At 72.7% G+C, this 14,750-nt stretch carries 17 protein-coding genes and 1 tRNA gene; 8 read left to right on the top strand and 10 right to left on the bottom strand.

The genetic code is table 11. The features are described from left to right. Nucleotides 1-133: 133 nt before the first annotated feature. Both OG509_RS17460 and OG509_RS17455 read left to right on the top strand, forming a co-directional pair. Nucleotides 134-802: a hypothetical protein gene (locus tag OG509_RS17460; protein WP_406183457.1), complete on the top strand. Its 669-nt coding sequence runs from the start codon at nucleotides 134-136 to the stop codon at nucleotides 800-802. Between the two features lie 42 nt (nucleotides 803-844). Next, nucleotides 845-919, top strand: a tRNA-Thr gene (locus OG509_RS17455). A gap of 98 nt (nucleotides 920-1,017) precedes the next feature. On the opposite strand, the gene OG509_RS17450 is transcribed toward OG509_RS17455, so the two are convergent. Continuing rightward, nucleotides 1,018-2,400, bottom strand: coding sequence for an NAD(P)/FAD-dependent oxidoreductase (locus tag OG509_RS17450; RefSeq protein ID WP_406183456.1), 1,383 nt, complete (start codon nucleotides 2,398-2,400; stop codon nucleotides 1,018-1,020). A gap of 180 nt (nucleotides 2,401-2,580) precedes the next feature. On the opposite strand from OG509_RS17450, the gene OG509_RS17445 reads away from it, so the two are divergent. Together OG509_RS17445 and OG509_RS17440 are read left to right on the top strand one after the other, a co-directional pair. Beyond that, nucleotides 2,581-3,288, top strand: coding sequence for a DsbA family protein (locus OG509_RS17445; protein ID WP_406183455.1), 708 nt, complete (start codon nucleotides 2,581-2,583; stop codon nucleotides 3,286-3,288). 9 nt (nucleotides 3,289-3,297) lie between these two features. Then, nucleotides 3,298-3,777, top strand: a complete 480-nt coding sequence (locus OG509_RS17440; protein WP_406183454.1) for a GNAT family N-acetyltransferase — start codon at nucleotides 3,298-3,300, stop codon at nucleotides 3,775-3,777. A 27-nt stretch (nucleotides 3,778-3,804) separates the two neighbouring features. Here OG509_RS17440 and OG509_RS17435 read toward each other — a convergent pair whose 3' ends face one another. Together OG509_RS17435 and OG509_RS17430 are read right to left on the bottom strand one after the other, a co-directional pair. Further along, nucleotides 3,805-4,308 carry an FBP domain-containing protein gene (locus OG509_RS17435; protein ID WP_406183453.1) on the bottom strand — a complete coding sequence of 168 codons (504 nt, stop codon included), beginning with the start codon at nucleotides 4,306-4,308 and terminating at the stop codon, nucleotides 3,805-3,807. Between the two features lie 68 nt (nucleotides 4,309-4,376). Continuing rightward, entirely contained in the window at nucleotides 4,377-5,369 is a 993-nt protein-coding gene (locus OG509_RS17430; protein WP_406187611.1) for a zinc-binding dehydrogenase, read from the bottom strand. 89 nt (nucleotides 5,370-5,458) lie between these two features. Here OG509_RS17430 and OG509_RS17425 point away from each other — a divergent pair, with 89 nt between their 5' ends. After that, a complete protein-coding gene (locus OG509_RS17425) occupies nucleotides 5,459-6,169 on the top strand; it encodes a pentapeptide repeat-containing protein (RefSeq protein WP_406183452.1) in 711 nt (236 codons plus the stop codon). A 26-nt stretch (nucleotides 6,170-6,195) separates the two neighbouring features. Here OG509_RS17425 and OG509_RS17420 read toward each other — a convergent pair whose 3' ends face one another. The 4 genes from OG509_RS17420 to OG509_RS17405 form a co-directional block, all read right to left on the bottom strand. Continuing rightward, complete coding sequence (locus OG509_RS17420) at nucleotides 6,196-6,699, bottom strand: hypothetical protein (protein WP_406183451.1); 504 nt, start codon at nucleotides 6,697-6,699, stop codon at nucleotides 6,196-6,198. A 52-nt stretch (nucleotides 6,700-6,751) separates the two neighbouring features. After that, nucleotides 6,752-7,900, bottom strand: a complete 1,149-nt coding sequence (locus OG509_RS17415) for a M4 family metallopeptidase (protein WP_406183450.1) — start codon at nucleotides 7,898-7,900, stop codon at nucleotides 6,752-6,754. A 156-nt stretch (nucleotides 7,901-8,056) separates the two neighbouring features. Continuing rightward, complete coding sequence (locus OG509_RS17410) at nucleotides 8,057-8,722, bottom strand: response regulator (protein ID WP_406183449.1); 666 nt, start codon at nucleotides 8,720-8,722, stop codon at nucleotides 8,057-8,059. Further along, nucleotides 8,719-9,897, bottom strand: coding sequence for a sensor histidine kinase (locus OG509_RS17405; RefSeq protein WP_406187610.1), 1,179 nt, complete (start codon nucleotides 9,895-9,897; stop codon nucleotides 8,719-8,721). Before OG509_RS17405 ends, OG509_RS17410 begins: the two co-directional genes overlap by 4 nt. 304 nt (nucleotides 9,898-10,201) lie before the next feature. Here OG509_RS17405 and OG509_RS17400 point away from each other — a divergent pair, with 304 nt between their 5' ends. Together OG509_RS17400 and OG509_RS17395 are read left to right on the top strand one after the other, a co-directional pair. Then, nucleotides 10,202-10,768, top strand: a complete 567-nt coding sequence (locus OG509_RS17400; protein ID WP_406183448.1) for a heme-binding protein — start codon at nucleotides 10,202-10,204, stop codon at nucleotides 10,766-10,768. A gap of 42 nt (nucleotides 10,769-10,810) precedes the next feature. Beyond that, nucleotides 10,811-12,232 carry a M1 family metallopeptidase gene (locus OG509_RS17395; protein WP_406183447.1) on the top strand — a complete coding sequence of 474 codons (1,422 nt, stop codon included), beginning with the start codon at nucleotides 10,811-10,813 and terminating at the stop codon, nucleotides 12,230-12,232. 6 nt (nucleotides 12,233-12,238) lie between these two features. Here the strand turns inward: OG509_RS17395 and OG509_RS17390 are convergent, their stop codons facing one another. Together OG509_RS17390 and OG509_RS17385 are read right to left on the bottom strand one after the other, a co-directional pair. After that, nucleotides 12,239-12,754, bottom strand: coding sequence for a GNAT family N-acetyltransferase (locus tag OG509_RS17390; protein WP_406183446.1), 516 nt, complete (start codon nucleotides 12,752-12,754; stop codon nucleotides 12,239-12,241). A gap of 75 nt (nucleotides 12,755-12,829) precedes the next feature. Then, nucleotides 12,830-13,405 carry a TerD family protein gene (locus OG509_RS17385; RefSeq protein ID WP_030156998.1) on the bottom strand — a complete coding sequence of 192 codons (576 nt, stop codon included), beginning with the start codon at nucleotides 13,403-13,405 and terminating at the stop codon, nucleotides 12,830-12,832. 172 nt (nucleotides 13,406-13,577) lie between these two features. Here OG509_RS17385 and arfB point away from each other — a divergent pair, with 172 nt between their 5' ends. Then, a complete protein-coding gene (gene arfB, locus OG509_RS17380) occupies nucleotides 13,578-14,003 on the top strand; it encodes an alternative ribosome rescue aminoacyl-tRNA hydrolase ArfB (protein WP_403729314.1) in 426 nt (141 codons plus the stop codon). A gap of 13 nt (nucleotides 14,004-14,016) precedes the next feature. On the opposite strand, the gene OG509_RS17375 is transcribed toward arfB, so the two are convergent. After that, a complete protein-coding gene (locus OG509_RS17375; RefSeq protein ID WP_406187609.1) occupies nucleotides 14,017-14,562 on the bottom strand; it encodes a flavin reductase family protein in 546 nt (181 codons plus the stop codon). Between the last annotated feature and the right edge of the window lie 188 nt (nucleotides 14,563-14,750).

Below are 14,750 nucleotides of genomic sequence, written 5' to 3'. Positions count from 1 at the left end.
CGGACGATCCGAGTGGAAGGTCTAGTCCAGATACGAGGACTCCGCCCGACGCTACCTCCCCGTTCCCCGTCCTGTCAGCACCCCGGCGACCGTGACTTCCGCCTCTGTCGGAGCCGTCTGCTTGGCTGCGCCCATGAACGTCCACGACTTGATCCGCGTCCTGCCCGACATCCCCGCCCTCCGCGCCCGCTGCCGGGCCATGGCGGCACTGGAGTTGCTGATCAGCGGCAAAACGGAGTACCGCTACTTCTCGTACGACACCGTGTGGGGCCCGGGGGTCGAGGCCGCTCTCATGAACAACGGCGCGGGTGACGAGTACGCGATCCTCTTCACGCCCGACGGGGTCTTCGGCCGCGGGTTCGACCACGAGTCCTGGATGAGCCCCTACACGAACGAGGACATGGAGCTGTGGCCCGGACTCGTGGACACCCTGCCCGAGGTGTTCCGGCCGCTGCTCGCGGAGCCCGCCTTCTGTGACGACGAGGTGCAGGTGGCGACCGTGGTGTTCTGGCGGGAGAGCGCCGACACCGCCTGGCGGGCGGGGCCGGTGGAGATCCCCGCGGACACGGACGACGGTACGGGCCACCTCTTCCGCGTCCTGGCGGCGGGCACCGCGGAGGCCTACCGGGAGTTCGCCGAGGCCTACTACGAAAGGGCCCTCGACCCGGCGGCGGTCCGGCACGTCTGGGACCTCCGCCCCCTCACGGAGACCGTCCTGAAGGCCCTCAACCCGGACCTCACCCCCGCCCGGGCGGCCTCCCTGGTCGGCCGTATCGGGTACCCCGTGGGCGGGACAACGTGATGGCCCGGGGGATGGGGCGCTGTGTAAAGTGAGGGCGGTTACGCCTCCTTAGCTCAGTCCGGCCAGAGCAACGCACTTGTAATGCGTAGGTCGTCGGTTCGAATCCGACAGGGGGCTCCGTCCCAGGTCAGAGGGTTTCTGGTCGAGGGAATCGGATGGAAGTGGAAGGCCCCGGGCTCTTGTGGTCCGGGGCCTTTCGTATGGGCGCGGAGGCGTCAGTGGCGGCCTGAGATGCGGTTGGCCAGGCGGGCCAGGGGGGTTGTGGTCGGGGTGTGGGTCGCCGATTCGTGGCGGTCGGCCTCGCGGTAGGCCGCGTAGAGGGCCTGGACGCCGAGCCAGCGGAAGGGTTCCGGTTCCCAGCGGCGGACGCGGTGGTTGACCCAGGGGAGGGTGGTGAGGTCCGTGGAGCTCCCCAGGACCAGGTCGCGGAGCGTGCGGGCCGCGAGGTTCGAGGTGGCGACGCCCGAGCCGACGTAGCCGCCGGCCCAGCCGAGGCCCGTCGTGCGGTCCAGGGTGACCGTCGCGCACCAGTCGCGGGGGACGCCGAGGACGCCCGACCAGGCGTGGGTGATCTCCACTCCCGTGAGGATCGGGAAGAAGGACGTCAGGAGCGCGGTCAGGGAATCGATCGTCGACTGCTGCGTGGTGCCGTCCGTGTCCGTGCGGGAGCCGAAGCGGTACGGGACGCCACGGCCGCCGATCGCGATGCGGTCGTCCGCGGTGCGCTGGGCGTACATGTAGGCGTGGGCCATGTCCCCGAGGGTGCAGGCGTCCGACCAGCCGATGCGGGACCACACCTCGGGCGGAAGCGGGGCCGTCGCGATCATCGAGGAGTTCATCGGGAGCCATGAGCGCTTCTGGCCCTTGAGGGCGGCGGTGAAGCCCTCGGTGCAGCGCAGCACGTACGGGGCGCGGACGGTGCCGTACGGGGTGATGGCCCGGCGGGGGGCGATTTCGGTGACGGGCGTGGATTCGTGGATGACCACGCCGAGGCGTTCGCAGGCGGTGGCCAGGCCCTTGACCAGCTTGAGGGGGTGGATGCGGGCGCCGTGCGGGGTCCAACTGGAGCCGACGGCGTCGGCGATGTCGATGCGGGCGCGGGTGTCGGTGGCGTCGTAGAGCTCGCGGTCGCTCTCGCCGAAGGCGAGTTCGGCGGCGTGGAAGGCCTTGAGGCGGCTGAGCTGGGCGGGGGTGCGGGCGACTTCGAGGACGCCGCCGCGGTGGATGTCGGCGTCGATGTCCTCCTTGGCGGCGGTGTCGATGACCTCGGTGACGGTCTCGTTCATGGCCTGCTGGAGGCGGAGCGCGGCCTGGCGGCCGTGGAGTTCGGCGTAGCGGTCGCGGCCGGCGATGCCGTTGTAGAGCCAGCCGCCGTTGCGGCCGGAGGCCCCGTAGCCGCAGAACTTCTGCTCCAGGACGGTGACGCGGAGGTCGGGGGCGGCGGTCTTGAGGTAGTAGGCGGTCCACAGGCCGGTGTAGCCGCCGCCGACGATGACGACGTCGGCCGTGGCGTGGCCGGTGAGGGGGGCACGGGGTGGCTGCTGGGTGGCGGTGCGGTCCGTCGCGTACCAGAAGGAGATGCCGCCGTTGATCGTCATGGGGAGTTGGTACAGGGCGTTGTGGAGGGGTGTCCAGGTACCGGATGTCGGGTTTTGGGGTGGGGGAGGTGGCCTTTTGGCTGATGTGGCGGGGGTGGTGGGGTCCGTAGGGTGCCGGTGGGGAGTTTGTACCGGTTGTGAGAGGTTTGGTTGATGGTGGGCATACGTAGGACAGGGCGTGTGGTCGGGGCGGTCGCGGCGGCGGCCCTGTTCGGCGGAGCGGTGGCCGGGTGTGGCGCCGGGGAGGGGTCGGGGGCCGGTTCCGGTTCCGGCGCCGCCGGGGTGGTGCGGACGAGCCCGATCGCCGGTCGGCTGGCGAAGCTGCCGGCGCGGGTCGACGGGGCGAAGATCGTGGTCGGGGACGCGGCGGCGCCCCGTACGGCGCAGGTGCTGGTGGACCCGCGGTGCGGGTACTGCGCGAAGTTCGAGGGGGCGGGCGGTGAGGTGCTGCTGAAGCTGGCCGCGGAGGGGAAGGTCAAGGTCGAGTACCTGTTGGCGTCGTTCCTGGACCGGGGCGGGGCCAGTGGTTCGGTGCGGGCCGTGAACGCGCTGCGGGCGTCGGTGGAGGCGGGGAAGTTCGCGGAGTACCAGGCGGCGGTGTTCGCGAGCCGGCCGAAGGCGAAGTTCACGGACGGGCATCTGCTGGCGATCGCGGCCGCGGTGCCGGGGCTGCGCGGGGAGGCGTTCGACCGCGCGGTGGCGGAGCGGACGTACGAGGGGTGGGTCGGCGAGGCGGAGAAGGCGTTCGAGGCGACGGGGGCGCAGGGGACGCCGATGGTGCTGGTGGACGGCCGGCCGGTGGGGTCGAAGGACGGGGCGATGTTCGACGCGGCGGCGTTCGCGCAGACGCTGAAGGCCGTCGGTATCGGCCCGGCGGACGCCCCCTAGGGTGCTCGCATGATCCGTAGCGCCGTCGTCGAAGACGTTCCCGTCATCCATTCCATGATCCGCGAGCTGGCGGAGTACGAGAAGGTGCCGCACGAGGCGCGGGCCACGCAGGAGCAGTTGCGGGAGGCGCTGTTCGGGATGCGGCCGGCGGCGTTCGCGCACATCGCGGAGACGGAGGACGGGGAGGCAGTCGGGTTCTCGGTCTGGTTCCTGAACTTCTCGACGTGGCGCGGGGTGCACGGGATCTACCTGGAGGACCTGTACGTACGGCCCGGCGCGCGCGGCGGCGGGTACGGGAAGGCGCTGCTGGCGGAGCTGGCGCGGATCTGTGTGGAGCGCGGGTACGAGCGCCTGGAGTGGGCGGTGCTGAAGTGGAACGCGCCGACGATCGCGTTCTACGAGGCCCTGGGCGCGCGGCCGCAGGACGCGTGGTCGGTGTACCGGCTGACCGATGAGCCGTTGAAGAGGCTCGGCTCGGCGCAGGGCTGATGCCGCTGCGCCGGGCCGGGGTACGGCTCAGGCGGTGATCTTGGCCGTGAAGGAGTCGAGGTTGGTGCGGGTGCGGTCGATCTTCTCGGCGAGGGTGAGGGTCTCCTCGTACCGGCCCGCGCGCAGCTTCGGCTGTCGCTTGCCCCGGACGTAGAGGGAGCAGGCGAGGTCGGAGCAGACGTAGATGCCGACGGTGTTGCCCTCGCGGCCGCGGGCCCCGGCGAGGGGCGCGACCAGGAGGGAGACGCCGGAGGCGGCGTGGCCGGTGAGGCAGATCTGGCAGACGCTGGACTTGAGGGCGCTGGTGCGGCTCGTGCCCGGGACGCGCAGGGTGATGCCGACGGGGGTGCCGTCGGCGTCCTGGCGTACGAGGTGGGCGCGCAGCGGTGCGCCGGGGTCGACCCAGCCGAGGAAGTCGAGGTCTTCCCAGGGGAGTTCGCTGAAGTCCAGCGGGAGCTTGAGGCGCGCTGCCTCACCCTTCGTGCAGTTCACGAAGGACGAACGGATCTGTTTTTCGGTGAGCGGGTCCACGTCGGTGGACGGTACGTGCGGATACGGCCCGCTGTCATCCGATATTAGCGGCGTGGGTCCGGTGCCCCTCAGGGTTCGAGGACGACCTTGCCGGTGGTGGCGCGGGTCTCCAAAGCGTGGTGGGCGGCGGCCGCTTCGGCGAGCGGGTAGCGCTGGAGGGCGGGCCGGAGCCGGCCTGCGGCGGCTTCGGCGAGGGCGCGGGTTTCGAGCAGGCGCAGGGGGTTTTCGCCGCCGGCGCGCCGGAGCATGGCGGGGCCGAGGACGTTCTCGGTGGTGACGGCGCGGGCGGTGAGGCGGGCGCGGTCGGCTTCGGTGAGGGGGATGGGGCCGGCGGACCAGCCGAAGACGAGGTGGCGGGCGCCGGGGGCGAGGAGGTCGAGGGCGGCGCGGGCGGTGGGGCCGCCGACGGAGTCGAAGAGGACGGTGGCGCCGGCCGGGTGGGCTTCGCGTACGGCCTGCGGCCAGTCGGGGGCGGTGTAGTCGAGGGCGAGGTGGGCGCCGTTGGCGGCGGCCAGGGCGGTTTTGGCGGGGCCGCCGGCGAGGGCGATGACGGTGGCGCCGGCGCCCCGGGCGTACTGGACGAGCAGGGTGCCGATGCCGCCGGCGGCGGCGGGGACGAGGACGGTGGAGTCCGGGCCGAGGTCGGCGAACTGGAGGATCCCGAGGGCGGTGCGGCCGGTGCCGATCATGGCGACGGCCTGGGCGGGGTCGAGGCCGGGCGGTACGGGGTGCAGGCGGTCGGCGTCGGCGACGGCGTACTCGGCGTAGCCTCCGGGCGCGAAGCCGAGGTGGACGACGACCTGGCGGCCGAGCCAGGCGGGGTCGGTGCCGGGGCCGAGGGCGTCGACGGTGCCGGCGACCTCGCGGCCGGGGATGGTCGGGAGCTCGGGCAGGGCGTGGACGGGGGAGTCCATGCCCTGGCGCAGGGCGGTGTCGAGGAGGTGGACTCCGGCGGCGGCCACGGCGATGCGGACCTGGCCGGGGGCCGGTACGGGGGTCTCGGTGCGCTCGTGGACGAGGTTCTCGGCGGGGCCGAAGGCGTGGAGGCGGATGGCGCGCATGGTGTCCATGCCGACAGGCTCTGACCTCAAGCGCGGTTGAGGTCAAGGCCCCGGCGGGCGTTGTCAGTGGGGCGGGGGACGATGGGGGGATGGCGCGCAAACAGCAGCAGGGGCAGCAGGAGCAGCCGGGCCTGCAGGGTCGGCGGGACACGGTGAAGGCGGCGCGGCGGCCGGAGGTGCGGCTGCCGGAGCTGAGCCCGTGGCAGGGCGGTGAGCTGGAGCCGGACGGGGACTACGACGGGCTGGAGTTCGCGGACCTGGACCTGGCGGGGCAGGAGGGCATCGGGGCCCGGTTCATGGACTGCGCGCTGCGGCGGTGCGCGCTGGACGAGACGGGGCTGGGGAAGGCCCGGATCCTGGACTCGGTGCTGGAGGGGGTCCGGGGGGTGGGGACGGACCTGTCCGGGGCTTCGCTGCGGGACGTGGAGCTGGTGGAGGCGCGGCTCGGCGGCGTGCAGTTGCACGGGGCCGTGCTGGAGCGGGTGGTGTTCCGCGGGGGCAAGATCGACTACCTGAACCTGCGGCAGGCGCGGCTCAAGGACGTGGTCTTCGACGGGTGCGTGCTGGTGGAGGCGGACTTCGCGGGTGCGGTCCTGGAGCGGGTGGAGTTCCGCGGGTGCGCGCTGCGGGGAGCCGATTTCACGGGGGCGCGGATGGCGGACGTGGACCTGAGGGGGGCCGCGGAGCTGGACATCGCGCGCGGGGTGGAAGCGCTGTCCGGTGCGGTGATCAGCCCGCCTCAGCTCTTCGACCTGGCCCCGGCCCTGGCGGCCCAGCTGGGCCTGCGCGTGCTCGCGTAGCCCCCCCCGCGGGGGCGGGGGACGACTCAGGCCGGGACGCGGGGGAAGCGGGCCTGGAGGGTCCAGATGGCGGGGTTGTCGGCAAGGCCGTCGTGCATGTCGACGAGGTCGGCGACCAGGTCGTGGAGGAAGTCGCGGGCCTCGCGGCGCAGCAGGCGGTGGCTGAAGGTCAGCGGCTCCTCCTCCGGCGGCATCCAGTCGGCCTCGATGTCCACCCAGCCGAAGCGGCGCTCGAAGAGCATGCGGTCGGTGGACTCGGTGAAGTCGAGTTCGGCGTACTGGCGGTGGGCGGAGCGGCTGCCTCGCGGGTCCTGGTCGAGCTGCTCGACGATGTCGCAGAGCGCCCAGGCGAAGTCCAGTACGGGCACCCATCCCCAGGCTGTGGACACTTCCCGGTCCTTGATGGTGTCGGCGAGGTAGACGTCCCCGCAGAACAGGTCGTGGCGCAGGGAGTGGACGTCCGCCGAGCGGTAGTCGGTCTGCGGGGGGTCCGGGAAGCGCCGGGAGAGGGAGTAGCCGATGTCGAGCACGTACCCGATGGTGTCACGGGTGCGACCCGATGGTGTTACCGGTGCGGTCCGGTCAGCGGACGTTGACGGCGGTCCAGGCGGCGGCGACGCGGCCGTATTCCACGCTGGCGGGGCCGTAGAGGTCGGCGGCGGCCGTGAGGGTGGCGGTACGGGCGCGGGCGTAGTTGGTGGTGGAGGTCATGTAGGTGCTCAGGGCCCGGTACCAGATGCGGACGGCCTTGTCCCGGCCGATGCCGAGCAGCTTGGAGCCGTCGTAGGTGGGGGAGTCGTAGGAGATCTTGTTGATCTCCTTGGGGCCGCTGCCCTCGGCGAGGAGGTAGAAGAAGTGCCGGGCGGGGCCGGAGGCGGCGTACGGGTCCAGGGTGCCGATGTCGCGTGACCAGTAGTCGCGGGAGTGGCCGTCGAGGCTGGGGTGGTCCATGCGGCGCAGGGGGCCGTCGGTGAAGACGCGTTCGCCGATGAAGTAGTCGCCGACGTCGGTGGTGTTGTCGGCGAAGAACTCGATCGCGGTACCGAGGATGTCGGCGGTGCCCTCGTTCAGGCCGCCGGGTTCGCCGGAGGAGCCGAGGCCGGCGGTGGAGGCGATCACGCCGTGGGTGAGCTCGTGGCCGACGATGTCGAGGGTGGCGAGGGTCCTGCCGGTGGCGGGGTCGTCGCCGTAGTTGGCGCAGAAGCAGCTCGGGTCGAAGAAGGCGTTGGGGTAGTTGCTGCCGTAGTGCACGCGGGAGGTGACGCCGGTGCCGTCGCCGCGGATGCCGTTGCGGCCGAGGACGCCCTTGTAGAAGTCCCAGGTGACGGCGGTGGCGTAGTGGGCGTCCACGCCGGCGGACTGGCGGTCGGCGGGGGTGCCCGTGCCGCCCCAGTCGTTGTCGGGGTCGGTGAAGAGGGTGCCGCCGCCGGTCCGGTTCATGGCGTCGAGGGTGCGCTGGTTGCCGCGGGTGGTGTCGCGGAGCTGGTAGGCGCTGCCGGTGAAGTAGGTGGTGAGGGGGACGGTGCCGGCGTGCTGGCTGTGGCCCGTGCCGGTGGCGGCGACGGGTCCGGGGCCGATTCCCGTTCCGACACCGGCGCCGACGGCGGCGTACGGGGGCTCGGCCGCGGTCGCGGCCGTCGCCGGGGCCGTCACCGCCGTGGCCGTCAGGACGGCGGCCGTCCCGAGGAGGACGGCGAGGCGGGTGCGGCGAGAGGACGTGGGGTGGGTCACTCGGGCTCCTTCGCGGTGGCCGGGGTGGCGGCGCGAGAGAGCGTGACAGGGCGCGGCCTGTCTTTGGCAGGTCTACGACAAGGATTCCCGGGGATCCCGGGACGGTTGACCGAACACGCCCCGCACGGTGTCCGGATCCCGCCCCCGGCAGGCCCGTTACGGCAGGAGGCGCTGCTCCTTGGCCACCGAGACCGCTCCCGCCCGGGTGTCCACACCGAGCTTGTCGTAGATGCGGCCCAGGTGGGTCTTGACCGTGGCCTCGCTGATGAACAGGGCCCGGGCGATGTCCCGGTTGCCCAGGCCCCGGGCCAGCTGGCCCAGGATGTCCAGTTCGCGGTCCGTCAGCGTCGGGCGCGAGCCCCGCATGTGGGCCATCACGCGGCTCGCCACCGGCGGGGAGAGCGTGGTGCGGCCCGCCGCCGCCGAGTGGATCGCGGCGAACAGCTCCTCCGGGCGCTCCGCCTTCAGCAGGTAGCCCGTGGCGCCCGCCGCGATGGCCCGGGTGACGTCCGCGTCCGTGTCGTACGTCGTCAGGACCAGTACGTGCGGCGGGTCGGTCACCGCCGTGATGCGGCGGGTGGCCTCGACCCCGTCGATGCCCTCGCCCAGCTGGAGGTCCATCAGCACCACGTCCGGGCGCAGCTTCGCGGCCAGGGCCACGGCCTCCTCGCCGCTGCCCGCCTCGCCCAGGACCTCGATGTCGGGCGCGCTGCCGAGCAGCGCCAGCAGGCCGGCGCGGACCACCGCGTGGTCGTCGCAGAGCAGGATCGTCGTCATCGGGCTCGGGCTCGGGCTCGGGCCGGTTCCGGTTACGGTCGTCATGCGGGGGGCTCCAGGGGGATGGCCGCGGAGAGGACCGTGCCCTCGCCGGGGGTGGATTCGAGGGTCAGGGTGCCGCCGAGCTGGCGGACGCGGGCGCGCATCGCCGGGAGCCCGTGCCCGCGGTCCCCGGTCGCTCCCGCCCCGCGCGGCTCGGTGAAGCCCTCGCCGTCGTCCGCGACGTCCAGGACCACCTGATCGCCCAGGAAGCTCAGGGTCAGGGCCGCGGTCCGGGCGTGCGCGTGCTCCCGTACGTTGGCCAGCGCGCCCTGCGCGATCCGCAGCAGCGCCGACTGGACCCGGTCCGGGAGCGGGGCCGGCGCGCCCTCCAGGTGGAAGCGGACCTCGATGTCCGGGCCCGCGTCGAGCGCGCGCAGCGCGTCCGCGAGGCCGCCGCCCCCTTCGAGCTCCGGCGGGGCCAGGTCGTGGACCAGGCGCCGCGCCTCCGCCAGCCCGCGCGCCGCGATGCCGGTGGCGGTACGGACGTGCGCGCGGGCGGTGGCCGGGTCGCTGTCCCAGGTGCGGTCCGCGGCCTGGAGCAGCATCTGCTGGCTGGACAGGTGCTGGGCGAGCGTGTCGTGGATCTCCATCGACAGCCGCTGCCGCTCGGCGAGGGTGCCCTCGCGGCGTTCGGTGGCGGCCAGCTCGCGGCGGGTGCGGATCAGGTCGTCGATCAGGGCGCGCTGGGACTCGGCCTGGCGCTCCATGTGGACGAAGACGGCGGTGGCCAGGGCCGCGATCGCGGGCGGGGCCAGCAGCAGGTTCGGGTCGAACTCGCGCGAGAGCTGGAGCTGGGCCGCCACCACGAACACCGTCAGCAGGGCCACCAGCACGATCGCCGCGCGGGGCGGCAGCGTGCGCAGGGCGGTGAAGAAGAGGGGGACGGCGCACCAGGCGAAGCTGGGCGCGAGGACGACCAGGACCACCCAGACCGCCACCACCAGCCCGAGCCAGAGCAGCCGGCGCACCGTGGGCGCGGCCCCGAGCGCGGGGCCGAGTACGTACAGCAGGGCGAGCGTGATGCTGAGGGCGAGGATCCACGGGGTGCTGGGCGAGCCGGGGTGGCGCAGCAGGAAGCGGGCGACCGAGGCGCCGAGGAGCAGGAAGAACGCCGTGTGCATGACGGCCGCCAGGGCCCGCGTGTCCGCCTTCCCGGGCGTACCTGCCGCACCCGGCATCCCCGGCACCCCGGGCGTACCCGGCACCCCCGGCGCCTGTGGCGGTACGCGGCTCACGTGGCTCACAGCGGGCTCCCGGGTCGGTGTCTGGCTCCTCCATCGTGCCTGGTCGTACGCGATGGCGCCGACCAGCCAATCCGCACCCGTACCCGCTCCGCATCGACCGATCGGTTGACCCCGGGGTCAACCGGTGCGGCAGCCGTCGCGAGCCGGTACGGGGACCGGCCGGGGCCTTCTGCGGCCCCAGGCTTGGAGCAGCAGAACGAGCCGACGTACTCAGCCGACGCACCCAGGAGCAGCAGACATGAACACCCGCACCCGCGTTCTCACCGGTACCGCTCTCGCCGTCGCGCTCGGCGCCGGGACCTTCGGCGCGGTCAGCGCCGGCGCCGCGCAGGCCGAGACCGCCCCGGCCGCCGCTGCCGTCGCCACCGCGAAGAAGGACGGCGGGGCGGACGAGAAGAACTTCACCACCACGACCCACCTCACCGTCGACGCCGCCACCCGCGCCGCCCAGGCCGCGCTGGACGCCGCGCAGAAGGAGAACCAGAAGGTGACGGTCGCGGTCGTGGACCGGGGCGGCAACACCATCGTCACCCTGCGCGGCGACGGCGCGGGCCCGCAGTCCTACGAGTCGGCGCAGCGCAAGGCCTTCACCGCCGTGTCCTGGAACGCCCCGACCTCGGTGCTCGCGGGCCGCCTCGCCCAGACCCCGAACCTGAAGGACATCCCCGGCACCCTCTTCCTCGGCGGCGGCACCCCGGTGCAGGCCAAGGGCGCCCCGGTCGCCGGCATCGGCGTGGCCGGCGCCCCGAGCGGCGACCTGGACGAGAAGTACGCCAAGGCCGGCGTCGACTCCCTGGAGAAGTAATCACCCCGAAGCAAGGCATCGGGCCCTCATAGGATCGGGCGCGTGGAACACCGCCGCGCACCCTCCCGCCTCGCCGCCGCCCCTGCAGCCGCCGCTGCCGTCCTGCTCGCCCTCACCACGGCGTGTACGGCCGGCACGGTGCAGGGGCGGCCCGGTGCGTCCGGGCTGCGCGATCCGTACTTCCCCAAGGCCGGCAACGGCGGCTACCAGGTCGAGCACTACGACCTGGACCTCGACTACGACCCCGCCGACGGGGAGTTGAACGCCACCGCCGTCATCACGGCCCGCGCGGAGCAGGGGCTCAGCTCCTTCAACCTCGACCTCGCGGGCCTGGAGGTCGAGGACGTCACCGTGCAGGGCGAGGGCGCCCGGTACAACCGCACCGGCCGGGAGCTGACGGTGCGTCCCGCCAAGGACCTCAAGAAGGGCGAGGTCTTCCGTACGGAGATCGACTACCGCGGCAGGCCGAGGCCCATCGCGGACGCGGACGGCTCCAAGGAGGGCTGGATCAGCACGGCCGACGGGGCCGTCGGGGTCGGCGAGCCGATCGGGTCGATGGCCTGGTTCCCCGGGAACCACCACCCCAGCGACAAGGCCACGTACGACATCACCCTGACCGTGCCCAAGGGCTACGAGGCGGTCTCGAACGGCGAGTTGACCTCCCGGACCGACACCCCCGGCGGGCAGACGGAATTCGTGTGGCACAGCCCGCAGCCGATGGCGAGCTACCTGGCCACCGCCGCGATCGGGAAGTTCAAGGTGACCACCGGCCGGACCCCCTCCGGGGTCGCCCTGTACGAGGCCGTCGCGCCGGCCGAGGCGGCCGCGAGCGCCCCGGCGCTGGCGCGGCTGCCGGAGATCGTGGAGTGGGGCAGCCGCAGGTTCGGCCCGTACCCCTTCGGCACTGCCGGGGCGATCGTGCTGCCGGCCGAGTCCCTCACGTACGCGCTGGAGACGCAGACCAAACCCGTCTTCTCCGGAGCGCCCGACGAGAATCTCGTCCTGCACGAGACGGCCCACCAGTGGTTCGGCGACTCGGTGTCGCCGAAGTCCTGGAAGGACATGTGGCTCAACGAGGGCTTCGCGACCTACGCCGAATGGCTGTGGTCCGAGGACCACGGCGGCACCACCGCCCAGCAGCACTTCGATGCCTTCCGCACGGGCGACACCGCGGTGGACAAGGAAGCCGACTCCGACTGGGCCGCCTTCCCGCCCGCCGACCCGCCCAGCGCGAAGGACATCTCCGAGACCCCGGTGTACGTCCGGGGCGCGATGGTCCTCCAGCGGATCCGGCAGGAGGTCGGCGACGAGAAGTTCTTCGCCATGCTGCGGGGCTGGGCCACCGACCACCGGTACGGGAACGCGAGTACGGCCGACTTCACCGCGTACGCGGAGCGGTCGACGGGGCACGACCTGAAGAAGGTCTGGGACGTCTGGCTGTACGGGGAGGACCGGCCGAAGTAGGCGCTGCTACAGCGCCTTGCGCAGCACCGTGCAGTCGCGGCCGTGCTCGCGGTCCCGGGCGTGGCGCAGCGCGGTGTAGCCCCGGGACTGCCAGAACGCCAGGGCGGCGGGGTTGTTGTCGAGTACGGCGAGCCGTACGCCGGTCCGGCCCGCGGTGCGGAAGCGATTCTCGACGAGGGCGGCGACGGCGCTCCCGTACCCCGCGCGGTGCGCGGTGGCGTCGATGAGCAGCAGGCCGATCCACGGGTCCGGGTCGCCGGAGGCCGGGTCCGGGTGGTGGGCGAGGGTGGCGGCCAGGCCGACCAGCCGGCCGGCGGAGCGGGCCAGGAGCACCTCGGCGCCGTCGTGGGCGAGTTCGTCGGCGAGGGCCGCGGCGACCTGGTCGACCGTGATGCGGTCCGGGTCGGGGAAATCGCCGCTGAGCTCGAAGAAGGCGCGGTTGGTCGCGTAGAGGGCGGCGATCTCGGTGAGGACCGGGCCCGGCAGGGCGCCGTCCACGGGTGCGAGCGGTTGCAGGATCACCCGCTGAACGTAGCGAAGCCCCTCCCCGGACGGCCGGGAGGGGGCTTCGGCTGCGGCGCTTTCGGCCGGTCGGGCTCAGACGTTGACGCCGAAGTCCTGGGCGATGCCGGTCAGGCCGGAGGCGTAACCCTGGCCGACCGCGCGGAACTTCCACTCCGCGCCGTTGCGGTAGAGCTCGCCGAAGACCATGGCGGTCTCGGTGGCCGCGTCCTCGGAGAGGTCGTAGCGGGCGATCTCGGCGCCGCCGGCCTGGTTCACGACGCGGATGTACGCGTTGCGGACCTGGCCGAAGTTCTGGCTGCGGGCGTCGGCGTCGTAGATCGAGACCGGGAAGACGATCTTGTCCACGTCGGCCGCGAGGGTGGCGAGGTTGACGTTGATGGACTCGTCGTCGCCGGAGCCCTCGCCGGTGCGGTTGTCACCGGTGTGGACGATGCTCTGGTCCGGGGTGGACTTGTTGTTGAAGAAGACGAAGTGACCGTCGGAGACGACCTTGCCCATCGCGTTGACCGCGATGGCGGAGGCGTCCAGGTCGAAGTCGACACCGGTCGTCGTACGGACGTCCCAGCCGAGGCCGACCGTGACGGCGCTGAGGCCGGGGGCCTCCTTCGTGAGCGAGACGTTGCCGCCCTTGGACAGGCTTACTGCCATTTTGACTGGTGTCCCTTCCTCTTCGTGTGGCCGCGAGATCGTGGCCAAGGTACCGCTGACCTACATAACGCGGGGAGGGGGCCGGTAGGTTCCGCGCGGCGAAATACGCGCGGTGAAATCGCGCGGTGAAATACGGGTGACGGGCATCGCGCGGGGCGCGATCATAGGGAGCATGCCTGGTCCCCATGTCATTCGCGGTTCGGTCGTGCTCCCCGAGGCGGAGCTCGCCTGGCGCTTTTCGCGGTCCTCGGGGCCGGGCGGGCAGCACGTGAACACCTCGGACTCGCGGGTGGAGCTGCTGTTCGACGTGGCGGCGACGAAGGCGCTGCCGGACGTCTGGAAGGAGCGGGCGCTGGAGCGGCTCGCGGGCCGGCTGGTGGACGGGGTGCTGACCGTACGGGCCTCCGAGCACCGCTCGCAGTTCCGCAACCGGGAGATGGCGTTGGTCCGGATGGCGTCCGTGCTCGCGGAGGCCACCGCCCCGCCGCCGAAGGCGCGCCGCGCCACGAAGATCCCCCGGGGGATCAACGAGCGTCGGCTGCGCGAGAAGAAGGCCCGGGCGGAGACCAAGCGCGGCCGCACCGGCCGCGACTGGTAGTCCAGCCTGAGCCTCAGCCCGCCAGGTGGCGGTAGCGGCCGCGGAAGTACGTCAGCGGCGGGGAGTCCGGGGACGGGAGCGCCGCGGTCAGGACGCGGCCGATGACCAGGGTGTGGTCGCCCGCCTCGACGCGGTTCTCCGTACGGCATTCGAGGGTGGCCAGCGCGCCCGTCAGCAGCGGGGCCCCCGAGACCTCGCCGCGCCCGTGCGGCAGGTCCGCGAAGAGCAGCCGGTCGCTGATGCGGTTCTTCATCGAGAAGCGGCTCGCCACCTGCACCTGGTGGTCGGCGAGCACCGAGACCGCCCACAGCGGCTGCTCGGCCAGCAGGTCGTCCATCCGGGAGCCCTCGCGCAGGCTCACCAGCACCAGCGGCGGGTCCAGGGACACGGACATGAAGGCGGTCGCCGTCATGCCGATGTCCTCGCCGGCCGGTCCGGTCGGCGTCAGGGGCGGCTCGTGCGCGGTGATCAGGCACACGCCCGCCGTCAGTCGGGACATCGCGGCCCGGAACTCGTCGTTGCTCACGCCCTCAGAATGAAGGGTGGCGGGGGGCGGCATGGGTACAGGGGTCGTCTTCGGCACGTTCGGAACGCTAGTCTCGCCCTCCCGCGCCGCACATCGGGCCCGAGTCCGATCCGCGTCCCGGCCCGTCGACCTAGGCCTCCCCGGGCCCGGGCGTATCGTTTGCTCCCGGGAATGCAGGGGAGCGCCTCCAGGTGACACAACCCCCACCGTCCATCTTTATT

Origin of the sequence: Streptomyces sp. NBC_01006 (assembly GCF_045162725.1) — a bacterium.
Classification (GTDB): domain Bacteria; phylum Actinomycetota; class Actinomycetes; order Streptomycetales; family Streptomycetaceae; genus Streptomyces.
The sequence above is the reverse complement of the archived record's forward strand: the minus strand, read 5'-3'. Positions and strand labels throughout refer to the sequence as shown.